Annotated in this window: 20 protein-coding genes; 5 read left to right on the top strand and 15 right to left on the bottom strand. The window is 70.9% G+C overall.

Features of this window, described 5'->3' with window-relative positions; genetic code table 11:
* Positions 1 to 77 precede the first annotated feature (77 nt).
* The gene (locus tag ABZT17_RS24605; RefSeq protein WP_356351739.1) at positions 78 to 1,094 is read right to left on the bottom strand and encodes a zinc-dependent alcohol dehydrogenase family protein; all 1,017 of its coding nucleotides are present in this window, start codon (positions 1,092 to 1,094) and stop codon (positions 78 to 80) included.
* Positions 1,095 to 1,549: 455 nt separating this feature from the next.
* On the opposite strand from ABZT17_RS24605, the gene ABZT17_RS24600 reads away from it, so the two are divergent.
* On the top strand, positions 1,550 to 2,410 hold the full coding sequence (locus ABZT17_RS24600) for a helix-turn-helix transcriptional regulator (RefSeq protein WP_356351738.1): 861 nt from the start codon (positions 1,550 to 1,552) through the stop codon (positions 2,408 to 2,410).
* Between the two features lie 56 nt (positions 2,411 to 2,466).
* Here ABZT17_RS24600 and ABZT17_RS24595 read toward each other — a convergent pair whose 3' ends face one another.
* The 4 genes from ABZT17_RS24595 to ABZT17_RS24580 all read right to left on the bottom strand — a co-directional run bounded on the left by ABZT17_RS24595 (position 2,467) and on the right by ABZT17_RS24580 (position 4,420).
* Positions 2,467 to 3,090: a helix-turn-helix domain-containing protein gene (locus tag ABZT17_RS24595; protein ID WP_356351737.1), complete on the bottom strand. Its 624-nt coding sequence runs from the start codon at positions 3,088 to 3,090 to the stop codon at positions 2,467 to 2,469.
* Positions 3,087 to 3,416, bottom strand: coding sequence for a non-heme iron oxygenase ferredoxin subunit (locus tag ABZT17_RS24590; protein ID WP_356351736.1), 330 nt, complete (start codon positions 3,414 to 3,416; stop codon positions 3,087 to 3,089). Before ABZT17_RS24590 ends, ABZT17_RS24595 begins: the two co-directional genes overlap by 4 nt.
* Positions 3,417 to 3,639: 223 nt before the next feature.
* Entirely contained in the window at positions 3,640 to 3,795 is a 156-nt protein-coding gene (locus tag ABZT17_RS24585) for a hypothetical protein (protein WP_356351735.1), read from the bottom strand.
* A 151-nt stretch (positions 3,796 to 3,946) separates the two neighbouring features.
* Positions 3,947 to 4,420, bottom strand: a complete 474-nt coding sequence (locus tag ABZT17_RS24580) for an SgcJ/EcaC family oxidoreductase (protein WP_356351734.1) — start codon at positions 4,418 to 4,420, stop codon at positions 3,947 to 3,949.
* 91 nt (positions 4,421 to 4,511) lie between these two features.
* Between ABZT17_RS24580 and ABZT17_RS24575 the strand changes: the two genes are divergently transcribed.
* Positions 4,512 to 4,961: a MarR family transcriptional regulator gene (locus tag ABZT17_RS24575; RefSeq protein ID WP_356351733.1), complete on the top strand. Its 450-nt coding sequence runs from the start codon at positions 4,512 to 4,514 to the stop codon at positions 4,959 to 4,961.
* A gap of 143 nt (positions 4,962 to 5,104) precedes the next feature.
* Here ABZT17_RS24575 and ABZT17_RS24570 read toward each other — a convergent pair whose 3' ends face one another.
* The 3 genes from ABZT17_RS24570 to ABZT17_RS24560 all read right to left on the bottom strand — a co-directional run bounded on the left by ABZT17_RS24570 (position 5,105) and on the right by ABZT17_RS24560 (position 7,116).
* Positions 5,105 to 5,557, bottom strand: coding sequence for a hypothetical protein (locus ABZT17_RS24570; RefSeq protein WP_356351732.1), 453 nt, complete (start codon positions 5,555 to 5,557; stop codon positions 5,105 to 5,107).
* A 69-nt stretch (positions 5,558 to 5,626) separates the two neighbouring features.
* On the bottom strand, positions 5,627 to 6,028 hold the full coding sequence (locus ABZT17_RS24565; protein WP_356351731.1) for a hypothetical protein: 402 nt from the start codon (positions 6,026 to 6,028) through the stop codon (positions 5,627 to 5,629).
* A 173-nt stretch (positions 6,029 to 6,201) separates the two neighbouring features.
* Positions 6,202 to 7,116, bottom strand: a complete 915-nt coding sequence (locus ABZT17_RS24560) for an aminoglycoside phosphotransferase family protein (RefSeq protein WP_356351730.1) — start codon at positions 7,114 to 7,116, stop codon at positions 6,202 to 6,204.
* A 198-nt stretch (positions 7,117 to 7,314) separates the two neighbouring features.
* Between ABZT17_RS24560 and ABZT17_RS24555 the strand changes: the two genes are divergently transcribed.
* The 3 genes from ABZT17_RS24555 (at position 7,315) to ABZT17_RS24545 (ending at position 10,436) form a co-directional block, all read left to right on the top strand.
* On the top strand, positions 7,315 to 8,223 hold the full coding sequence (locus ABZT17_RS24555; RefSeq protein ID WP_356351729.1) for a class I SAM-dependent methyltransferase: 909 nt from the start codon (positions 7,315 to 7,317) through the stop codon (positions 8,221 to 8,223).
* A 71-nt stretch (positions 8,224 to 8,294) separates the two neighbouring features.
* Complete coding sequence (locus ABZT17_RS24550) at positions 8,295 to 9,542, top strand: MFS transporter (protein ID WP_356351728.1); 1,248 nt, start codon at positions 8,295 to 8,297, stop codon at positions 9,540 to 9,542.
* Positions 9,543 to 9,758: 216 nt separating this feature from the next.
* Positions 9,759 to 10,436, top strand: coding sequence for a DUF1963 domain-containing protein (locus ABZT17_RS24545; RefSeq protein WP_356351727.1), 678 nt, complete (start codon positions 9,759 to 9,761; stop codon positions 10,434 to 10,436).
* Between the two features lie 34 nt (positions 10,437 to 10,470).
* On the opposite strand, the gene ABZT17_RS24540 is transcribed toward ABZT17_RS24545, so the two are convergent.
* Genes ABZT17_RS24540 through ABZT17_RS24510 form a run of 7 tightly spaced genes read right to left on the bottom strand, consistent with a single transcriptional unit; the run spans position 10,471 to position 17,871 of the window.
* Positions 10,471 to 11,130 carry a DUF6445 family protein gene (locus ABZT17_RS24540; RefSeq protein ID WP_356351726.1) on the bottom strand — a complete coding sequence of 220 codons (660 nt, stop codon included), beginning with the start codon at positions 11,128 to 11,130 and terminating at the stop codon, positions 10,471 to 10,473.
* Complete coding sequence (locus ABZT17_RS24535) at positions 11,127 to 12,947, bottom strand: prolyl oligopeptidase family serine peptidase (protein ID WP_356351725.1); 1,821 nt, start codon at positions 12,945 to 12,947, stop codon at positions 11,127 to 11,129. Before ABZT17_RS24535 ends, ABZT17_RS24540 begins: the two co-directional genes overlap by 4 nt.
* Positions 12,948 to 12,952: 5 nt before the next feature.
* Entirely contained in the window at positions 12,953 to 13,708 is a 756-nt protein-coding gene (locus tag ABZT17_RS24530) for an ABC transporter permease (protein ID WP_356351724.1), read from the bottom strand.
* Positions 13,705 to 14,634 carry an ABC transporter ATP-binding protein gene (locus ABZT17_RS24525; protein WP_356351723.1) on the bottom strand — a complete coding sequence of 310 codons (930 nt, stop codon included), beginning with the start codon at positions 14,632 to 14,634 and terminating at the stop codon, positions 13,705 to 13,707. Before ABZT17_RS24525 ends, ABZT17_RS24530 begins: the two co-directional genes overlap by 4 nt.
* Entirely contained in the window at positions 14,627 to 15,508 is an 882-nt protein-coding gene (locus ABZT17_RS24520) for a hypothetical protein (protein WP_356351722.1), read from the bottom strand. The genes ABZT17_RS24525 and ABZT17_RS24520 overlap by 8 nt, the downstream gene beginning before the upstream one ends.
* Positions 15,498 to 16,325: a hypothetical protein gene (locus ABZT17_RS24515; protein ID WP_356351721.1), complete on the bottom strand. Its 828-nt coding sequence runs from the start codon at positions 16,323 to 16,325 to the stop codon at positions 15,498 to 15,500. Before ABZT17_RS24515 ends, ABZT17_RS24520 begins: the two co-directional genes overlap by 11 nt.
* Complete coding sequence (locus ABZT17_RS24510) at positions 16,318 to 17,871, bottom strand: radical SAM protein (protein ID WP_356351720.1); 1,554 nt, start codon at positions 17,869 to 17,871, stop codon at positions 16,318 to 16,320. The genes ABZT17_RS24515 and ABZT17_RS24510 overlap by 8 nt, the downstream gene beginning before the upstream one ends.
* Positions 17,872 to 17,944: the final 73 nt, after the last annotated feature.

Genomic DNA, 17,944 nt, shown 5'->3' with positions numbered 1-17,944 from the left:
TTAGGTGGGTCAGGGGGTGAAGAGGGTCAGGGGGTGAAGAGGGTCAGGGGGTGAAGAGGGTCAGGGGGTGAAGAGGGTCAGGGGGTGAGGAGGGACTTGATGGCGCGGCGTTCGTCCATGGCCTTGTAGCCCTCGGCGATCTGGTCGAGGGGGAGGGTGAGATCGAAAACCTTACCGGGGGTGATACGGCCCGACAGGACGCGGTCGATCAGGTCGGGCAGGTAGCCGCGGACGGGGGCGGGGCCGCCGCGCAGGCCGACGTGGGAGAAGAAGAGTTCCTGGCCGTCGACGACGACGTCGTGGGGGACCCCGACGAAGCCGACGTTGCCGCCGGGACGGGCGGTGTGCAGGGCCTGCCGCATGGACTGCGCGGTGCCCACGCACTCCAGGACACTGTCCGCCCCGACCCCGTTCGTCAGGTCCTTGACGCGGGCGACTCCTTCCTCGCCCCGCTCGGTGACGATGTCGGTGGCGCCGAACTCCAGGGCCAGCTTCTGCCGGGACTCGTGCCGGGACATGGCGATGATCCGCTCCGCGCCCAGTTCCTTCGCGGCGATCACCCCGCACAGGCCGACAGCGCCGTCACCGACCACGACGGCGGTCGAGCCGGGCTGGACTTCGGCGGCCCTCGCGGCGTACCAGCCGGTGCCCATGACATCGGAGAGGGCCAGCAGGCTGGGCAGGAACTCGTCGGCGGGCAGGTCGTCGGTGGCGACCAGGGTGCCGTGGGCGTTGGGGATGCGCACGTACTCCGCCTGGCAGGTCGACATGAACTCGCGGTGCGTGCAGGAGGACTGGTAGCCCGCCAGGCAGTTGGGGCAGGTGTTGTCGGAGGTCGCGAAGGAGCCGATGACGAACTGGCCCGGCTTGACGTGGGTGACCTCGGCGCCGACCTCCTCCACGATGCCGACGTACTCATGCCCCATCGGCGTGGGTCCGGTGACCGGATCGGTGCCGCGGTAGGCCCACAGGTCCGAGCCGCACACACACGTGACGACCGTCCGGATCACCGCGTCCGTCGGCCGGAGGATCTTCGGATCCTCCCGCTCCTCGAAACGGATGTCACCGGGGCCGTACAACACTGCTCCACGCATGAGGGTGCTTCTTTCGGTGCGAGGGGTTCTGGTCGGCAGCCTCGAACACGGAAGCACCGCGTGCTTCGCTCCGGGCCGCTCGGTATCGAGCCTCACACACGGACGCGGGCGCGAAAAGCGGAGAGATTCATCCTGGGAAGGACCTGCCCCGGGAAGGAAACATCCTGGGAGAAAACTCTCCCCCCTTCCCGGCGTGCGACCGATGCCATGCTGGGCAGCATGACCAGCAGTATCCCCCTCGACGAGCTGGGAGAATTTCTCAGGAAACGCCCCCCGAACTGAGCCCGCGATCGAACAAGGACGTATCTCTGCGAGGTCCTCACCACCAGCACCGACCCCGACCAGCACATGACCATCTGGACCGCCGCCCCGGGCACCGCCGCACACGACCAGCTGCGCATCCTCTCCCCCTGGGCCGCCGACCAGAACCTGCCCGCCTCCACAGGATGGGAAGCATGACCCCCGACAACGTCCCTCTCAACGAGCTGGGAGAGTTCCTCAAGAAGCGCCGTTCCGAGCTGAGCCCGCGCACGGTCGGGCTGGCCGAGACGGGCGGGCCCCGCCGGGTCGCCGGGCTGCGCCGGGAGGAGGTGGCCCAGCTCGCCTCGATCAGCACGGACTACTACACACGGGTGGAGCAGGGCCGTATGCAGGCGTCCGCTCCGGTGCTGGAGACGCTGGCCCGGGTCCTCCATCTGGACGACGACGAGCGCGGCTACCTCTTCCGGCTCGCGGGCAAGACCACCCCCCGTATCCGGCGTCGCGGCCGCCAGCAGGTGCAGCCGCAGCTACAGCGCGTGCTGGACGACCTCACAGCCACCCCCGCCATCGTGCAGGGCCGCCGCGGCGACATCCTGGCCTGGAACGCGCTGGCGGCCGCCCTGGTCACCGACTTCTCCCGGATCCCGGAGAAGCACCGCAACTACCCCCGGCTCATCTTCACCGACCCAGCCATGCGCACCCTGTACGCCGACTGGGAGGCCTCGGCGCAGATCGCCGTGGCGCAGATCCGGATGGAGGCCGCCCAGTACCCCGAGGACCCGCGTCTGATCGAGCTGGTCGGCGAACTGTCCACGCGGGACAAGCAGTTCGCCAAGTGGTGGGGCGACCACAAGGTGGCGGCCCGTACCGTCGGCACCAAGACCCTCAACCACCCGGTGGTCGGCGAACTCGTCCTCGACTGGGACACCTACACCGCCAACACCGACGCCGATCAGCATCTGACCGTCTGGACCGCCGCTCCCGGCTCCCCCACCCACGAACGGCTGCGTCTGCTGGCCACCTGGGCCGCCGAACAGCACCTCCAGGCATCCTGAAGGTCGCGGGTCCCAGGGTCCTACTGCTTTCTTATGAGGACCCTTGGGCCCCTCAGTCATGACTCCGAGTCAGGACGGCTTCCTTCGGTGCCTGCGGTCACCAGCCGGACCATGTCCGCCCAGGTGGCCCGAAGACGCGCGGTGGTGACCTGGCAGTCCTCGCGCAGATAGTCCATGGTCTCGAAATTGGTGAACACGAGCATGGCGTGGGCCAGCATCTCGTGATCGGCGGCCACACCCGCCTCCCGTAGAAGGGACGCGATGTGGTGGTGGAAGGACGTGGCGTTTTCGGCGGAGTGGCGCCGTTCGAGGGGGACTTGGCGGGCCAGTGCGGCCCCCAGGTCGTTCTCGTCGGTGATGCGCTCGATCAGGGCGCAGCCGAACGCGGTGAGCCGCTCCCTCGGCGGCGCTCCCGGTCCCAGTGGGGGCGGACCCGAGGTGTACGCCTCGCGGAACTCGCTCTCGGCGTCGCCCAGCAAGGTCAGCAGAAGTCCGGTGCGGTCGCCGAACCTGCGGAACAGCGTGCCCTTTCCCACCCCGGCCGCGCGGGCCACCTCGTCCATCGTCACATGTTCCGCGCCCTGTTCGGCCACCAGCCGAGCGGCCGCCTCCAGCAGTCGAGCACGGTTGCGGGCCGCGTCGGCCCGCTCCGCGGTGCACTCTTCGGGTGCCCCGGTCACCGTTCGCTCCGTGGCAGGAGCGCGTACACACACCCGTCCTCGATCTGTACCGGGTACACGGGGACGGGACGGGTCGCCGGTGGATCGAGCGGGGAGCCGGTGCGCAGGTCGAAGCGTGAACCGTGCAGCCAGCACTCGACCGTGCACCCGTCCACCTCTCCCTCGGACAGCGAGACGGCACTGTGCGAGCACATGTCATGAATCGCGAAGACCTGCTTCTCGGTCAGCACGAGGGACAGCGGCATGCCCTCCACCTCGAACCTCCGGGGTACGCCGTCCTCCAGCACGTCGAACTCGCACAGGTACGTGTAACCGTCGCTCGGCATCGCTCTCCTCGGAGCATCCAGGACACAGGGGATGGGCCATCGGCTCCTCGGCGATGCGTCGGGCGTAGCCGGCCGGTCGGCAGCATCACATACGTGATCGTGGCTGTTCAGCAACGATAGCGAGGCGGCCCGGGAGCGGGACCGGTCCCCGGCCCGAACCGGCCTCGGCCCATGGTCCTAGGCCGAACATGGTCCTGGGCGGCGGCCGGGTCGCCTCCTGGGTTCAGGCACGTGGGTCGGTCTCGGCTGCTGTCAGGTCCGCCAGGCGTTGTGCGGTGATGAAGTGCGGCGTCAGGCGGGTCTTGGCCATCGCGAAGGAGGTGCCGGTGGCGGTGTCGGCGTACGCATAGCTGCCGCCGCCACCGACCCAGCCGAACACAGTGGGTGTCCCAGGGTGCGAGAACGGTTTCGCCGTCCGGTAGGGCAGGCATGGGCGGTACGGCGTCTTCGAGCCGTGCCAACCGGGCCAGGTCGGTTTGGGGCACACCGAAATACAGGTCGCTCCCGGCCCCACCACGTCTACAGTGCGGTCAACCCGTGTGAGCGGTCGGCCGGGTCGCGGGCCGGGCGCGGAAGGACAGTGCCTCCAGAAGGGGCCTGTGCCGGGTCTTCTGGACTGCGGCGATCCGCCAGCGGCCGTCCGTCTCTCGGGCCACCACATAGGTGGCCAGTTTGCCCAGACGCTTGGGCCTGCGGCCCTTGTACACCTCACCGCGGGTGACGACGACGGCGGTGTCCTGGCCGAGCAGGCGCAGGTCGATGGGCTCGATGGCCAGCTCGGTTCCCTTGAGGAAGCTGTCGAACAGGGCCTGGTGGGCGCGGCCGATCTCGAACCCGCCGCGGTACACGGTGCCGACATAGGTGACGTCGGTGGCGTCCGCCGTGAACTGCTCACCGTAGGCGGTGCCGTCGCCGCGGTTCCAGGCGGCCACGCTGCGCTCCAGGAGAGCGCGAATCTCGGCGGTGTCGGTCTCCCGGACAGCGCTGTCGGCGTACATGGACATGGTGTTCCCCCATCGTGATAACTTCTTCGAAGAAGTTACTTCACAGAAGATTTCTCTTCTCTGAGGAAGAGATTAGGGAGAGGGGGAGCCCATGTCAACGCCCGCGTCCCGAGCCGGCGGCAGCGAGGCCTACCGGCGCTATCTGAGCGCCGTGATGTTCCACGGCCACGCAAGCGCCCGCGCCTGCGAACTCGGTGCCACCGACCTGTACGCGCTCAACATCCTCCAGCTGGCCGGAGCCATGACCCCCGGCGAACTGGCCACCCGCACCGGCCTGACCACCGGTCCCACCACACGCCTCATCGACCGGCTCGAACAGGCCGGATACGTGCGCCGGACACCCGACCCCGACGACCGACGCAAAGTCATCGTCGAACCGGCCGGCACGCCCGCCGCCCTGGACAAAGCCCTCGCTCCGGCCAGGCAGCGGATCGCCGAAATCCTCGCCGGCTACACACCCGACCAACTCGACGTCCTCTACGACTACTTCACCCGCGCCACCGAGGCCTACCAGGAAACCGCCGAGCAACTGCGCGGCTGACCACCGGGCATGCAGCGGAGCCAACGACAACCATGTTCTGAGGTCCGTCTTCAAAGATCATCCATCGTACATGCCGACCAGCACGCCGCCGCGAGGACCGGGTGCCTTTCCGCAGCGCCCGGTAGCCGCTCAGCCGGCGCCGCCTACGTGCCACCCGCGCTCATACGGCGTACGGCCTGCGTCCGCGCGCGTGCCTCCCGCTCGGCCTCGGCGACCGCGTCGGCGGCGGCCCGGCTGTGCTCCTCGGCTGCCTGCTGCTCGTGCTCGGCTCGCTGACACTCCTCGCGTGCCTGCCGCAGCTGCTCCTCGACGCCGGACAGCCGTCGGCGGGCCTGCTCAGCGCCCTCGCGCGCCCGCTGCAGCTCGGCGTCGGCGACCGCTCGCCGGGCGCGCTCTTCACGCAGGCGCTGCTGTGCCGCCTCGGCCGCTTCCTGCGCTCGGGCGAGCTGCTCCTGCCGGGCGCGGCGCCGATCGGCGAGTTCGTCCTTCGCCCGCGCCGGCTTCGGGGGCGCGGAGCGGCTGCGGGCGCGCGGCCTCGCGGCCTGTGGCGCCGTGCTGGGGCGGAAGTCCGACGGCGGGGTGAGGGCGTTGACCAAGCGGCCACCGGCCCACTGGTCGGCTGCGTCCGGATCGGCGAGTACGGCGCGCAGGGTCGCTTCGAGGTCCTACTGGACCGACTCCGAGAGCCGCTGCCCGGCCTCGCGGGCGAGTTGTACGGTCTGCCTCGACAGAGCGGTCACGACACGGCGGCGCTGTGCGGAGAGGTTTTTGAGACCCTCGGCGTCCAGGCTTTGGTAGGCCTCGCGCAGCGCCTGTCCCAGTTCGAGGAATTGCCGGCTTTCCTCCGGCTGGGAGCGCAGCAGGAGGTTCGCCGCCCAAGCCGCGAGGGTGGGACGGCGGGCCGCGTGGATACGGCGTGCGTCATCCGGCCGACCGGCCGTTTTGGCGGCCGCGACCGCCGTCTCTCGTCGAGCGACGAAGTCGGACGGCGCCGTGGTGTACAGCTCGTCGAGAACGGCTTCCACGTCGAGCTCAGCACCGGCTCGGCGGCCTTTGCGCGCCGTCATCGACCCCACTGATTCTGGAGAGACACGGTGAGGTCGTGGAGGACGGCGACGCGGCACTCGGACATGGCACCAGCGTCACGCGCACCTCACCGCCTCGCATCCCGGCAGGCCGACAGATTCCGTAGGCGGCTCCGGATCGTCTTCGTCCGGGCCTACCATCCGGCCGTCACGGCCTACGATCCGGCCGGCACCACGGTCATCGAGTCCAGAATGCGCTCAAGCGTCCGGCGTCCCATTGCGCTCATCGTGGGATTGGTCTCGACGTAGTACCAGACAACACCCATCGCCTGTTCGAACGCCCATGCCTTGCCGCGTTCCCACTCCAGATCGTCGCAGGCCAGCGCCCGCCGAAGCACATCTCTCGGGCCTGACTGCAATAGGTGCCAGGCACTGACCAGATCCAGCGCCGGGTCTGCCGGGCCGAAGCCGCCCGTGTCGAGCACACCGCCGAGCCGGTCTCCGGTGACCAGTACATTGCCGGGAATCAAGTCGCCATGGCACATCACGTCGGCGTCCGTGCGCGGCAATTCGCGGAAATGGCTCCACAATCGACGTAGCCGAGGCACATCGAGAAGCCCTTCGCTCTCCTCGAAACACTTCGCCATCCACTCGTCGTGGCGAGTGAGCACGCCGCCGCGGTTTTCGCCGCTGAACAGCCGCCCCCGTGTGTCGGCGGCCCGCAGGGCCGAGATGAAGGCCGCGAGGTCCCCGGCGAAGGCGTCCGACCCGCTCGGGTCGGCATCGAAGGCGACCGTTCCCGGCAGCCAGGTCTGGATCGACCACGGCATGGGATAACCCGCTCCGGGCCTCCCCACGGCGATGGGCTCAGGGACGGGGAACGGGGACACCTGTGCCAGCTCCGCGCTCGCCCGGGCCTCCCGTTCCAGAGCCGCCAGCGTCTCGGCGGGATCGGACAGGCGCAGGGGGAAGCGTGCCGAGAGGTCGTTCCCGATGCGGACGACGGCGTTGACCGTCCCGGTCGACGGCAGGAGGTGGATCGGCTTGCCGCTCCAGTCAGGAAACTGTTCCTGGATCAGGGCGGCAACGATGTCGGTGGTCACGTCCACTTGGTCGTCGTGCATGGTCATTCGCCTCGATCCCTCCCCCGGGCCCACGTCCAAATGCCGGCAGCGGACCGATCAACGAGACCTCAGCCAGTATTGCTGCGCCAGGGCCGGGATCAACTGAGTTTCTCGCCCACGCGTGATGGGCTTCGAGCAGTCGGCTCGGGGCAGCACCCCAAAACCATTGGAGTCGTCGGAGCACGGATGCGTACCGTCCGTGGGATGACCTATCTGAGCCCTCTGGGATATCTGCTGGGAGTCCAGGGCGCCGCTCTGTTACGCGGCCTCAGGGAGGGCGGCGGCGACCAGGCGTTCGTCGAGGCCCGGATCACCGAGATCCGCGCCCTCCTCCGGACACCCGCCCTCGCACAGGCCGAGGCAGTCACGGCGGAACCGGGCACCATCAGCGCGGCCGACGTCTACCAGGACTGGGCGCCGCACTACGACGCCCCCGGCAACGAGATGATCGACGTCGAGCAGCCTGTCGTCCGGCGCATCCTGGACGGCCTGCCGGTCGGCACGGCTCTGGACGCGGCCTGCGGCACCGGCCGCCACACCGCCCACCTCCACCGGCTCGGCCACCGGGTGACCGGCGTCGACGCCTCACCGGACATGCTCGCGCAGGCCCGCACGCGCCTGCCGGACGTCGACTTCCACGAGGCCGACCTGCACCGGCTGCCTTTCGCCGACCAGACGGTCGACACAGTTGTCTGCGCGCTGGCTCTGACCCATGTGCCCGACCTGGCCCCGGTCTTCGCGGAGTTCGCCCGGGTCCTGCGCCCCGGCGGACATCTCGTCCTCTCGGACGCCCACCTGCTGACCTCCTACCTCCGGCCGACCCTGGCCCGCCGCCCCGGCGCGGACGGCCGCCCGACGCTCCTCGCCGAGTACCACCGCCCGCTCAGCGTCTATCTCGCACACGCCCTCCCGCTGGGCTTCCAGGTCCGCCACTGCGAAGAACCCGGCCGCCCCAACCTCCGCCTCGACCCCGGCACCGCCCCCGACCCGCTCCCGTCGCACATGTCCTGGGACCTGCTGCACTGGTGCCCGGAAGCATCGGCCGCGGCCCTGGACGACTCCCCGATCGTGGTCGTCTGGCACTTCCAGCTCGAAGACGCCCGTAACGAGTGAGACGGACAGCGCCCATGGACCGTCGTTAATCCGGTTGACGGGCGCGCTGCCCGGTCCCGACGATCAGGCGCATGTCTGCCGCCCTGGCGCCTCTGCGCCACCGCCCGTTCCGTCACCTCTTCATCGGTACGACGGCCAACCTGCTCGGCAACGGGGTCGCGCCGATCGCCCTGGCCTTCGCCGTACTGGACACCACCGGCTCGGTCGGCTCGCTCGGGTTGGTGGTGGGCGCCCACTCTGTCACGGGCATTCTCTTCCTGCTGTACGGCGGAGTGTTGGCGGACCGGCTGCCGCGCGGCCCGTTGCTGGTCGGCAGCAGCGTGGTCAGCGCCGTGAGCCAGGCGGTGGTCGCCACCCTGGTCCTCACCCACAGCGCCGCCATCCCCCTGCTCATGGTGCTCGCCGCAGTCAACGGGGCGTCCGGTTCGTGCTATCAGCCCGCCGCCCAGGCCCTGTTGCCCCAGACCGTGCCGGTCGACTCCCGTCGCAGCGCCCTCGCGCTGTCCCGGATCGCGGGCAGTGGTGCGACGATCGTGGGTGCGTCGCTGGGCGGTGTCCTGGTGGCCGTCATCGGCCCGGGCTGGGGTCTGGCCGTCGACGCGCTCAGCTTCGCGCTCGCCGCCGTGTCCTTCGCGCTGGTCCGCGTCCAGGTCGCACCGCCGGAGCCCAGCCCCGGTGTGGTACATGAACTGCGTGTCGGATGGCGGGAGTTCACCTCCCGCACCTGGGTGTGGGTGATCGTGGTGGCCTTCTGCTTCCTCAACGCCGGCCTCACGGCCTCGTTCACCGTTCTGGGTCCGGCCGTCGCCGACGCCACCGGGATCGGCCGCACCGGCTGGGGTCTGGCCGTCGCCGCGTCCTCGCTCGGCGCGGTCGCCGGCGGCGTACTGTCACTGCGCTGGCAGCCCCGGCGCCCGATCCTGGTCGGCTGCGCCCTGATGGGCCTGACGGCGACGACCCCGCTGTTGCTCGCCCTCGCCCCGCACACCTGGCTGCTGGTCATCGCCAACTTCGTGGCGGGCGTGGGCGTCGAGCAGGCCGGTGTCGCCTGGTACTCGACCCTCAACGAACAGATCCCCCAGGACCGCCTCGCCCGCGTCTACGCCTACGACGACCTCGGCTCCTACCTCGCGATCCCGCTCGCCCAGTTCGCGGCCGGACCCGCCGTACTCCTCATCGGGCTCCATGCCACCCTCTACGCGGCCGCCGCGCTCATCCTCCTCGCCACCCTCACCATGGTCGCCACCCCCTCCGTCCGCGCACTGGCCCCAAGGACCGCGGAACCGCTGCCCGCTCCCGAGGCTCCGGTGCCCGGCTGAGTTCTCCCCCGACGCTCAAGTCGGTCGTCGCGGTGCGGTGAGAACCCGTCGCCGTCGGTCGGACGCAGGGCCGGGCCCCAGTCCCGTGCGATCGCCGCCCCCTCGGCGAGGGGGCCTCGCCGTGCTGGCACGATGGACGGGTGAGGCGCCGATGCCGCCGGGAAACCGGTCGTACGGTCCCTTGCCTCCTGGGCCGTCGCGAGGAAAAGGGTGCTCATGGTTCGGACGTGGAGGATCGAGGCGTTCGTGCCCGCCGCGGCGCCCGTCACCGCGCCGGTCACCAAGTTCGGTGGCCAGCCGGTGTGGCTCTCCGAACCGCAGTGGCCGGTCAACGACGCCTGGGACGAGCCGATGCGCTTCGTCTGCCAGGTCGAACTCGAGGCAGTGCTGGGCGACTTGGGGCGGGGCAAGCTCGCGTATGTCTTCGTCACGCACGCGGACCACGGCGACGAGACGTTCTTCGACCCCGACATCGCCTTTCCCGACGAGGGCGCCAACGCGGTCATCGTGCAGCCGGGCGGTACCTACGGTGGTTCCACGCTCCCGATGGTCACCGGGCCGACCCTCTACCACGCCGAGGACGGGTCCGACGCGGAGTACACGGTCCGTCTGCGGCCGGAGCAGGATCCCGATTTCCGTCCGCAGCACGACCATCGGACGCCTCCGCCCGAAGACCACGATCTCTACTGGGAACAGGTCAGCGGTGACAAGGTCGGCGGAACACCCGCGTTCTTCCAGGGCGACGACTGGCCCGACGACGGCCCGTGGGAACTCGCCCTCCAGCTCGACCCGAACTTCCAGCCGTTCCATCTCAATCTCGGCGCCGCGCCCACGGCCTTCGCGTTCGTCTCCCCCGACGCCGCACAAGGCCGGCTGCTCATACAGGACTCCTGACCGGTTCAGGGCTCGTACAAGCCCCTTGACCGACTCAGGCACCCCCCATGACGCCGGCCGCGCCGACGCCGTCCCGGTCGGGGTCGAAGTGGGCCGGGATGTGCCGGAAGAAGAAGTTGTGGATGAGGCGGGCCGAGGACTTGCTGTCGCCGAAGTACTCCTGGGCCTGGTGGAACTGGCCGGGGTCGAACAGTACGAGCCGGTTGGGCACCATCGCCAGCGAGACCAGCTCCCGCCAGTTGGCGATGTCACCGCCGTCGGCGAGGATCTCCTGGGCGTCGGGGCGGCCCCGCAGCTCGAAGAAGTGCCTGACGCCCGTGCGCCGGTGGGCGTAGAGGGAGGTGCCGCCGCGGCACTGTTCCGCTGTGTTGAGGTACAGCACGCCCGCCCAGCGGGCCTCGTCGACGTGAATGCGGGCGCCTCGATGCAGGTTGACCTTCCAGTCCATGGCCGAGGACATGTGCAGGTGATTGGCGATCAGTTCCTGTCGGCTCCCGGGCCCGAGCACCTCGCAGATGCGGCCGATGGCCTCCTCCTGCATCCAGCGGGGTGCCTGGGCGGTGCGGTAGGCGAAGGCGCTGTCCGTCCGGGGGGCGAAGGCGCAGGCCAGGGCGGCTGCCCGGGCCCGTTCGAAGTCGGCGTACACGTCGTCCACGACGACGAGGGAGGCGTGGTCGATGCCGGTGGCGGTCACTGCGAGGCTCCTTCCAGGTCGGGGGCGACGGCCGGGCACGCGCCGATGAAGGCCGTCACCTCCGCCACGGCCCGGCGGGAGCCTGGCTCACTGAACCGCTCCACATGGCCGACGGGGTAACTGCTGAGGGTCACGGGCCCCCGCCCGCGCAGCCGCTCCGCCAGCCGCAGAGCGTGCCGGGCGTCGGCCCGGGTGTCGTACGTGCCGGTCTGGATCAGTACCGGTGGCAACGGGCCGGGGGGCAGCGGCATGTGCAGGGGAGACAGGCCGGTGAGGGCGCGGAGGTGGTCGGTGCGGGAGGGGTCGCCGAGCATCCCCGTCCAGTGCCGGCCGATGCCGAGACGGGGAAAGCCGACCAGGTCGGTGACCGGGAAGCGCAGGATCCAGCCGTCGAACAGGCCCGGCTGAAGCAGCACCGCGCGTGCGGCGCCGACCGCGCCCATACTGTGCCCCAGGACCAGGAGCGGGCGGCGCGGTCCCATGTCCGCACGCAGCATGCGTGCCGCGTGCAGAAGGTCGTTGTAGCCGCGTTCCCCGCCGGGGACGCGATGGGCGGGAACCAGCGACCGCGTCACCGCCCGGGCGAGCGTCAGCCGCCCGGCGCGGGCCAGTTCCTCCAGGGCCCGTTCCAGGGGCGCGTTGGCGAGAGCGGTGAGCCCCCCGTGCTCCAGCAGCAGGACGGGGCCCTCGGTCCCGGACAGCTGCACGGGAAGCCGGTTGCCGTCGCCGGCCGTGCAGTACCGGGTGGTGCGGGGCAGGGCGGCGGGCCACGCGGTCGCGCTCAGTGGATGCGCTCGCTGTTCGCCGTCCGGCAGCAGCTCCATGCGGCCGGCGGCGGTGCCGTCCGGCCGCCGGGAGACCCGTAGCCACAGGGCGCAGTCCCCCGCGGGTGACGCGGCCACCTCCGGAAAGGAGTCGCCGGGGCGCCCTCCGGCGACAAGACACGGCTGGAGCGTGTCGCCGTCGATCCGGTAAAGGGCCTCGGCGGCGTTCGCACCGCGCCCGGCGACGGTACGGACCAGCAGGCTGTGCCGGGTGCCCCAGATCCATGCCAGTGCCGTTCCTTCGGGGAAGATGACGGTCTCGGCCGCCTCCGGGTCCCCGGGCGGCCCCGCGCGCAGGACGGCCCTGGGGGTGCCCAGTGCCTCACCGTGCCACCAGCGGTCCGCGCTCAGCACCAGTCGGGTGCGCGGGCTCGTCGCCGAAGGCAGCGCGGTGAGGTCGAATCGGCCCGTCGCCGGGTCCGGACGCAGCAGGCGCTGCGTGGTGACGCCGTGCGCGGTGGAGCGGACCAGTGCGGCCGCCGGGTCACCGGTCGGCTCCACGGTCACCAGGGCGAGAGGGTCGTCGCCGAGGGCCACCGCACGGTCTTGGGCGAAGGATTCGCCGGTACGGTGCACCGCCACCCTGAGCCCGTCGACCGGAGGGTCCTCCAGCCTGGCTCCCGGCGCGAACCCCGTGTAGACGAACCCCGGCCCCGCCGTGCCGCCGTCCCCCGACGGCACGCACGGAAGGTGGACGACGCCGGGGCGGCGGACGAGTACGGAGTCCGGGGCACCGGGCTCCGAAAGGTAGCCGTAGTCGCCGCCGGGACGGCCGTACGCGACGACCAGTGGGCCCGCGTCGGTGGGGTGGACGCTCAGCGGGCGCAGGTCGCCGGGTTCCCGCGGCACGTCCACGGGGCGCACTCCGCTCGCGTCCCCGCGCAGCAGGCGGGCGCCGGTCGGCGCGTCCTGCCACCAGTAGCCCGCCGCGCCGGCCGTCACCAAGCCGTGCACGGCCGTGAAGGGGCCGGGGTGCTCTCCGATCGGCGGCATCGTGATCAGCCCTGTTCGTTGGAGGCCAGTTCGTGCCGGCCGGAGGCGAGATACAAGGCGCCCGCCACGAGCAGCGCGGCCACCAGACACCCCGCGACGGCCTGGGTCGGGAAGTTCTCGGTGGCGGGGGAACGGACCAGCAGCACGCAGTACGTGAACGGGTTGACCGCCGCCAGGACCCGCATGAACACCGGGAGGTCGTCGAGGGAGTAGAACAGCGGCGCCGTCATGACCAGCGGCAGGCTGAACAGCGATGTCATGAGGTCGCGCTTGCTGTAGCTGTTGATCCCGAACCCCAGTGCGCAGCCCGTCAGCACGGTCAGCAGACACACCAGCACGGCCAGTCCGGCCATCCGCAGATCCTGGACAGGGCTGCCCCGTCCCAGGAGTTGCTTCAGTACGAGGATGGCCGCGATCTGCACGGTGGCGACCAGGGTGTTCGCCGCCAGGATGGAGCCGATGTACTGCGGGAAGGACACATCGGTGGTCCGGGCGACGGCGTAGACACCCCATTTGCGGTCGTTGGCCACGTCGCCCATGCACCAGAACAGGGCGCGGATGGCGATCACGACCAGGACACCGGCGTAGGCGAAGTCGTCGTACGACATGCCGTCGATGCGGGCGCCCGCCACGAGGGTACTGAGGCCGGTGACCATGAACAGGAAGTAGGCGGGGGCCTCGATGACCCGGCTGAGATGGCTGGTGCGCCAGTTCCACACGCTGAGCAGGTGGAAGCGGGCCAGCGTCAGGGACGTCTTCACTTCAGCACCGTCGCAGTCTGGGGGGCGGGGGTCCGGTCGGCGTAGCGGGCGAGATAGACGTCGCGCAGCGACTGCTTCTCGGCGCTGAGATCCAGCACCTCCAATTCCGGCGGCAGCCAGGCGAGGACCGGTCGCAGTCCGGTGGCCAGCGGCACCTGGACCGACAGGCCGGTCCGGTCGGTTTCGGTCTCCAGGGCCCATTCGGGGGGCAGGGTGGTGGCGAGCCGGTCCGGGCAGGACTCGGGCATCGGCTCGGCGAAGACCACGCTCACCTTCATGGTGGCGCCCGCCCGCCGGACGAACTCCTGGATCGGCAGGTGAGCGCGCAGCCGGCCCTCGTCCAGCAGGACCAGGTCGGACGCGGTGCGCTCGACGGCGTCCAGATCGTGCGAGGAGACCAGCACGGTGGCACCTGCGGCGGCGCGCTCGCGCAGATGCTCCATCACGAGTTCGCCCGCGGCCGGGTCGAGTCCCGCCGTCGGCTCGTCGAGCACATAGACGGCCGCGTCGGCCACCAGGGCGCGGCCGATCTGCACGCGCTGCAACTGTCCGCCGGAGATGTACTCGGCCTGCCGGGAACAGACCTTCTCCAGGTCGAGGAGTTCCAGCACCCGGTCGACGGACGACAACGGCGTGTGCGTCAACCGGGCGACCAGTTCAATGTTCTGACGCACCGTCAGAGACCAGTCGACCATGGTGCGCTGGGGGGCCCACATCAGCCTGCCCCGCCCGGTGCCGGTGGTGACCGTGCCGGAGGTGGGACGGATCAGTCCCGAGACGATGTTCAGCAGGGTCGACTTGCCCGCTCCGTTGTGGCCGACCACGGCGAGCATGGTGCCGGGATCCACGGTGAAGGAGACCCGGGACAGGGCCTCCGTTCCCGTGCGGTACAGCTTGGTGATCTGATCGACGGTCAGGCTAGGCACCGAAACACTCCTCCACAAGGTCCGCGCCCGCCTGTACGCCGCCCTCGGCGGGCAGGGTCAGCAGGCTCTGAGCTCGGTCGTCCGCGAGCGCGCCCCTCAGCCAGGACCAGGCTCCGGGCGGCCATACGCGCGGTACGGGCCCGCCGGCGACGAGGGCCGGCGCGTTTGCCGACGTCCGCCGTACCACGATCAGGTGCACCGGCCCGAGCCGACGTCCGACGGGTACGACCGCGCCCAGGTTCTCCGGCCGGGCGAGCACCACTTCACCGCTCACCGTGCAGAAGGAGCGGCGCTGTTCCAGGCCGGCCAGGGTTCCGTCACGCATCGCGGCCAGGGTAGGGCCCCGTACACCGGTCGGTGTGAGGTACGGCCGTGCCGCACCCGTGGCCCGCTCCACCACCAGCAACTGGTCCGAGGCCAGGGCCCAGCCGCGCGCCAGGAGCGCCAGGCCCAGACTGGTCTTGCCGCTGTGCGGATCACCGTGGAAGGCCAGACAGCGCCCTTCCCGCTCCAGCACCGTGGCCTGCACGGTGGCGATGTCCGCGCGCAGGGCCCGGAACGGCGGCAGGGGCGACGGCACGGACGACCAGCGGGTGAAGCTCCGCTCCTCAATCAGCTCACCGTCCGGCTCGGAACTCAGCCGGAACGACTTGGGCGCGTCGTCCTTGGCCAGCAGCGACCGCAGGAAGCCCCCGTCACCGGCATGGAGTTCGACACCGTAGCGCGGTCGCGTGCCGGGCTCCGCCCGGTGCGGGCCGAAGAAGAAGTCGAGGTCGGTGGCGTCCGTGGGGGTGCACCGGACCCGCACGACGGCACCGAAGAAGTCGAAGAGCCGCTCGGCGCTCCGAGGGCGCTGCGGGGAGTCAGGCGGCATGGCCGTCTCCTTCTCCGGCCGGCCGCCGGCACACGGCCAGGACCTCTTCCAGGTGCAGGTGGGGATCCCAGGTGACATACGTGGTGGGGCCTGCCGTGCGCACGGTGAAGCGGGCGCCGCGCGTCAGATGCAGACGCCAGGCCAGGCGCAGCGGCTGATCGACCGGGGCGCACCGGCCGAGGCGCTGGGGCCGCACCATCCACGTGCGGCCCCACCGGGTGGGCAGGCACGGGACGTCGGACAGCAGGGCGGCGTCCAGCCAGGGCAGCAGCCGCAGGTTCCGTTCCCGGACGCCGACCGGACGGCCGTAGTAGTGCAGCCTTCCTGGGTCCTGCCGGTCCATGACGAGCAGGTCGTCGGAGACGAACGACCAGCCCTGGCGCAGGAGATGTACGAGGACCACCGACTTGCCGGCTCCGCTCGCGCCGGTGACGGCGAGCGTGCGGGCGCTGCCGTCGGGGGCGGCGAGCGCGGCCCCGTGGCGCAGGCGCAGTCGGTCGCGCAGCGGCGGCAGGCCGAACGGCGGTACGGGCGAGGGCAGCAGGGCGTGCGTGCCCCACTCCTCGTACAGTCGCCACGGTCCGGCGGTCGGGCGCCACCAGACACGTTTGGTGGCGGGCGTCCCGAGGGCCTGCGTGAAGGAGCCGCCGTCCGCGGTCTCCAGACGGACCGTCAGCTCGACCGGCGAGCCGTCGGGCAGGAGGTGGTCGCTGAGGTAGTAGCGCAGGTGGGCGGTGTCGGCGGGGTCCGGGCAGCGGAACGCCACGGTGACGCCTCGGAAGCGGGTGAGCACGGTCGTACCGCCGGAGTCAGGCATCGAGGCCGACCTCCATCCCCTGTTCCCGCTGCCAGGCGGTGAGTTCCGCGCTGATCTCCCGCCGGTCGGCCCGGTACTGCGGCTCCTCGGCGGGCATGCCGCTGACCCGGCTGGGGATCAGGGAGCAGGCGTGCTCCCGCGGGCTGAGGAGGCTGTCGAACATCCGCCACGGGAACTCGACGCCCAGCCCGAGCTCCGCGCGCTCGTCCCACAGTCCGCTGCCGGGGCGCAGTTCGCACTCGGTGAGGTACTTGGGCGCCGGGAGCCCCGCTCCTCGGTGGGTGCGGATCTCCCGCAGCAGGCGCCGGCGGTGGTCGGGCGTCTCCTTGGGGTGGCCGATCATCACACCCCACACGCTGTGCATCCCGAACTCCCGGGCCGCGTACAGCATGCGGACACCTTCCTCGACGGTCTGTCGCTTGTTCATCAGGTCGAGGTGGTCGTCGAGCAGTGTCTCGATGCCCAACTGGACGGTGACCCGGCCCAGGGCGGCGAGCCGGCCCAGCCGTTCCCGGCCGAAGTCGGGCCTGATCTCGCAGAACACCCGGTAGTCGTGACGCTCACCGGAGTCGGCCAGCGACTGGACCAACCGGGGTGGCAGCGCGGTGTCGAGGAACTGGAACCGGCGCTGTCCGTAGGTCCGGGAGAGATGGGCCATCTCCGCCAGGACGCGTCCGGGATCGTGCATCTTGAACCGGGCGTCGTAGGAATCGTTGAAGTTGCAGAAGTCGCACTGGTCCCAGTAGCAGCCGCGGGACACCTCCATGCTCACCACCAGCCGGTCGCGCAGCCACGGCCGACGCAGACCCGCCGCCACCAGGGCGGACTGCTCCGCATAGCCGTCCTTGAAGGTGTGCGCCCTGCCGGCGACGAGCCGGCGCCGTCCGCCGAGGGCGTGGTGGACGGCGTCACCGAGGACGTCCTCGGCCTCGCCGTACACCACGACGTCCACTTCCTCGTGCAGGGCCAGGACGTCCCGGGCGACCTGGACGGAGCCGAAGTAGCCGCCCAGCAGTACGCGCGGACGCGGGACGCCCCGCTCGCGGGCCAGGCGTGCGACCCGGCGGGCCAGCAACAGGCTGGGCAGCAGCTGGAAGTGAGTACTCGTCAGACAGAGCACCTCGGCACCGAGGACGCGCTCGGCCAGCCGGTCGAGATAGCCGTCGAACACCTCACGCAGCCGTGCCTCGTCCTCGGCGGTGGCGAGGAACTCCGTGCGGGCCAGTTCCTCGCGCTCCGCCCGGTGCGCGGCGGTCGGCGCCGACCACAGCGGCAGCAGGGCCACGTCGGCGGCGAAGTGCCGGTTGGTGAACAGCTTGTACGCGTTCTCCGTCAGCCCCAGGCCGCGGGCATGGGCGTAGAACTCCATATGGGCCGGCAGAAAGCGGGCGCGGCAGCCCAGTTGCCGCAGCCGCCGGGTGATGAGGACGGCCGGGTAGCACGTGGCGAAGGGCGTGAAGAAGGGCAGGGAGACCACGGCGACGGTCGCCGCGGGCGCCGTGCGCGTCACCGGTGCCAGCGGCAGGAGTACGGGGCTCTGCGTCATCGGGGTCCTTCCGTGCGCCGTCCGAACATGCCGTGCGCGATGATGGGTACGGGTCCGGTGCACCGGCTTGGCC

Origin of the sequence: Streptomyces sp. NPDC005648, from assembly GCF_040605395.1 — a bacterium.
In the GTDB taxonomy this organism is placed as follows: Bacteria; Actinomycetota; Actinomycetes; order Streptomycetales; family Streptomycetaceae; genus Streptomyces.
The sequence above is the reverse complement of the archived record's forward strand: the minus strand, read 5'-3'. Positions and strand labels throughout refer to the sequence as shown.

Excerpts from the sequence above, each read along its gene's own strand:
- ABZT17_RS24605 (WP_356351739.1), bottom strand. The coding sequence starts at position 1,094 with ATGCGTGGAGCAGTGTTGTACGGCCCCGGTGACATCCGTTTCGAGGAG.
- ABZT17_RS24600 (WP_356351738.1), top strand. The coding sequence starts at position 1,550 with ATGACCCCCGACAACGTCCCTCTCAACGAGCTGGGAGAGTTCCTCAAG.
- ABZT17_RS24590 (WP_356351736.1), bottom strand. The coding sequence starts at position 3,416 with ATGCCGAGCGACGGTTACACGTACCTGTGCGAGTTCGACGTGCTGGAG.
- ABZT17_RS24580 (WP_356351734.1), bottom strand. The coding sequence starts at position 4,420 with ATGTCCATGTACGCCGACAGCGCTGTCCGGGAGACCGACACCGCCGAG.
- ABZT17_RS24575 (WP_356351733.1), top strand. The coding sequence starts at position 4,512 with ATGTCAACGCCCGCGTCCCGAGCCGGCGGCAGCGAGGCCTACCGGCGC.
- ABZT17_RS24565 (WP_356351731.1), bottom strand. The coding sequence starts at position 6,028 with ATGACGGCGCGCAAAGGCCGCCGAGCCGGTGCTGAGCTCGACGTGGAA.
- ABZT17_RS24560 (WP_356351730.1), bottom strand. The coding sequence starts at position 7,116 with ATGACCATGCACGACGACCAAGTGGACGTGACCACCGACATCGTTGCC.
- ABZT17_RS24555 (WP_356351729.1), top strand. The coding sequence starts at position 7,315 with ATGACCTATCTGAGCCCTCTGGGATATCTGCTGGGAGTCCAGGGCGCC.
- ABZT17_RS24550 (WP_356351728.1), top strand. The coding sequence starts at position 8,295 with ATGTCTGCCGCCCTGGCGCCTCTGCGCCACCGCCCGTTCCGTCACCTC.
- ABZT17_RS24545 (WP_356351727.1), top strand. The coding sequence starts at position 9,759 with ATGGTTCGGACGTGGAGGATCGAGGCGTTCGTGCCCGCCGCGGCGCCC.
- ABZT17_RS24535 (WP_356351725.1), bottom strand. The coding sequence starts at position 12,947 with ATGCCGCCGATCGGAGAGCACCCCGGCCCCTTCACGGCCGTGCACGGC.
- ABZT17_RS24520 (WP_356351722.1), bottom strand. The coding sequence starts at position 15,508 with ATGCCGCCTGACTCCCCGCAGCGCCCTCGGAGCGCCGAGCGGCTCTTC.
- ABZT17_RS24515 (WP_356351721.1), bottom strand. The coding sequence starts at position 16,325 with ATGCCTGACTCCGGCGGTACGACCGTGCTCACCCGCTTCCGAGGCGTC.
- ABZT17_RS24510 (WP_356351720.1), bottom strand. The coding sequence starts at position 17,871 with ATGACGCAGAGCCCCGTACTCCTGCCGCTGGCACCGGTGACGCGCACG.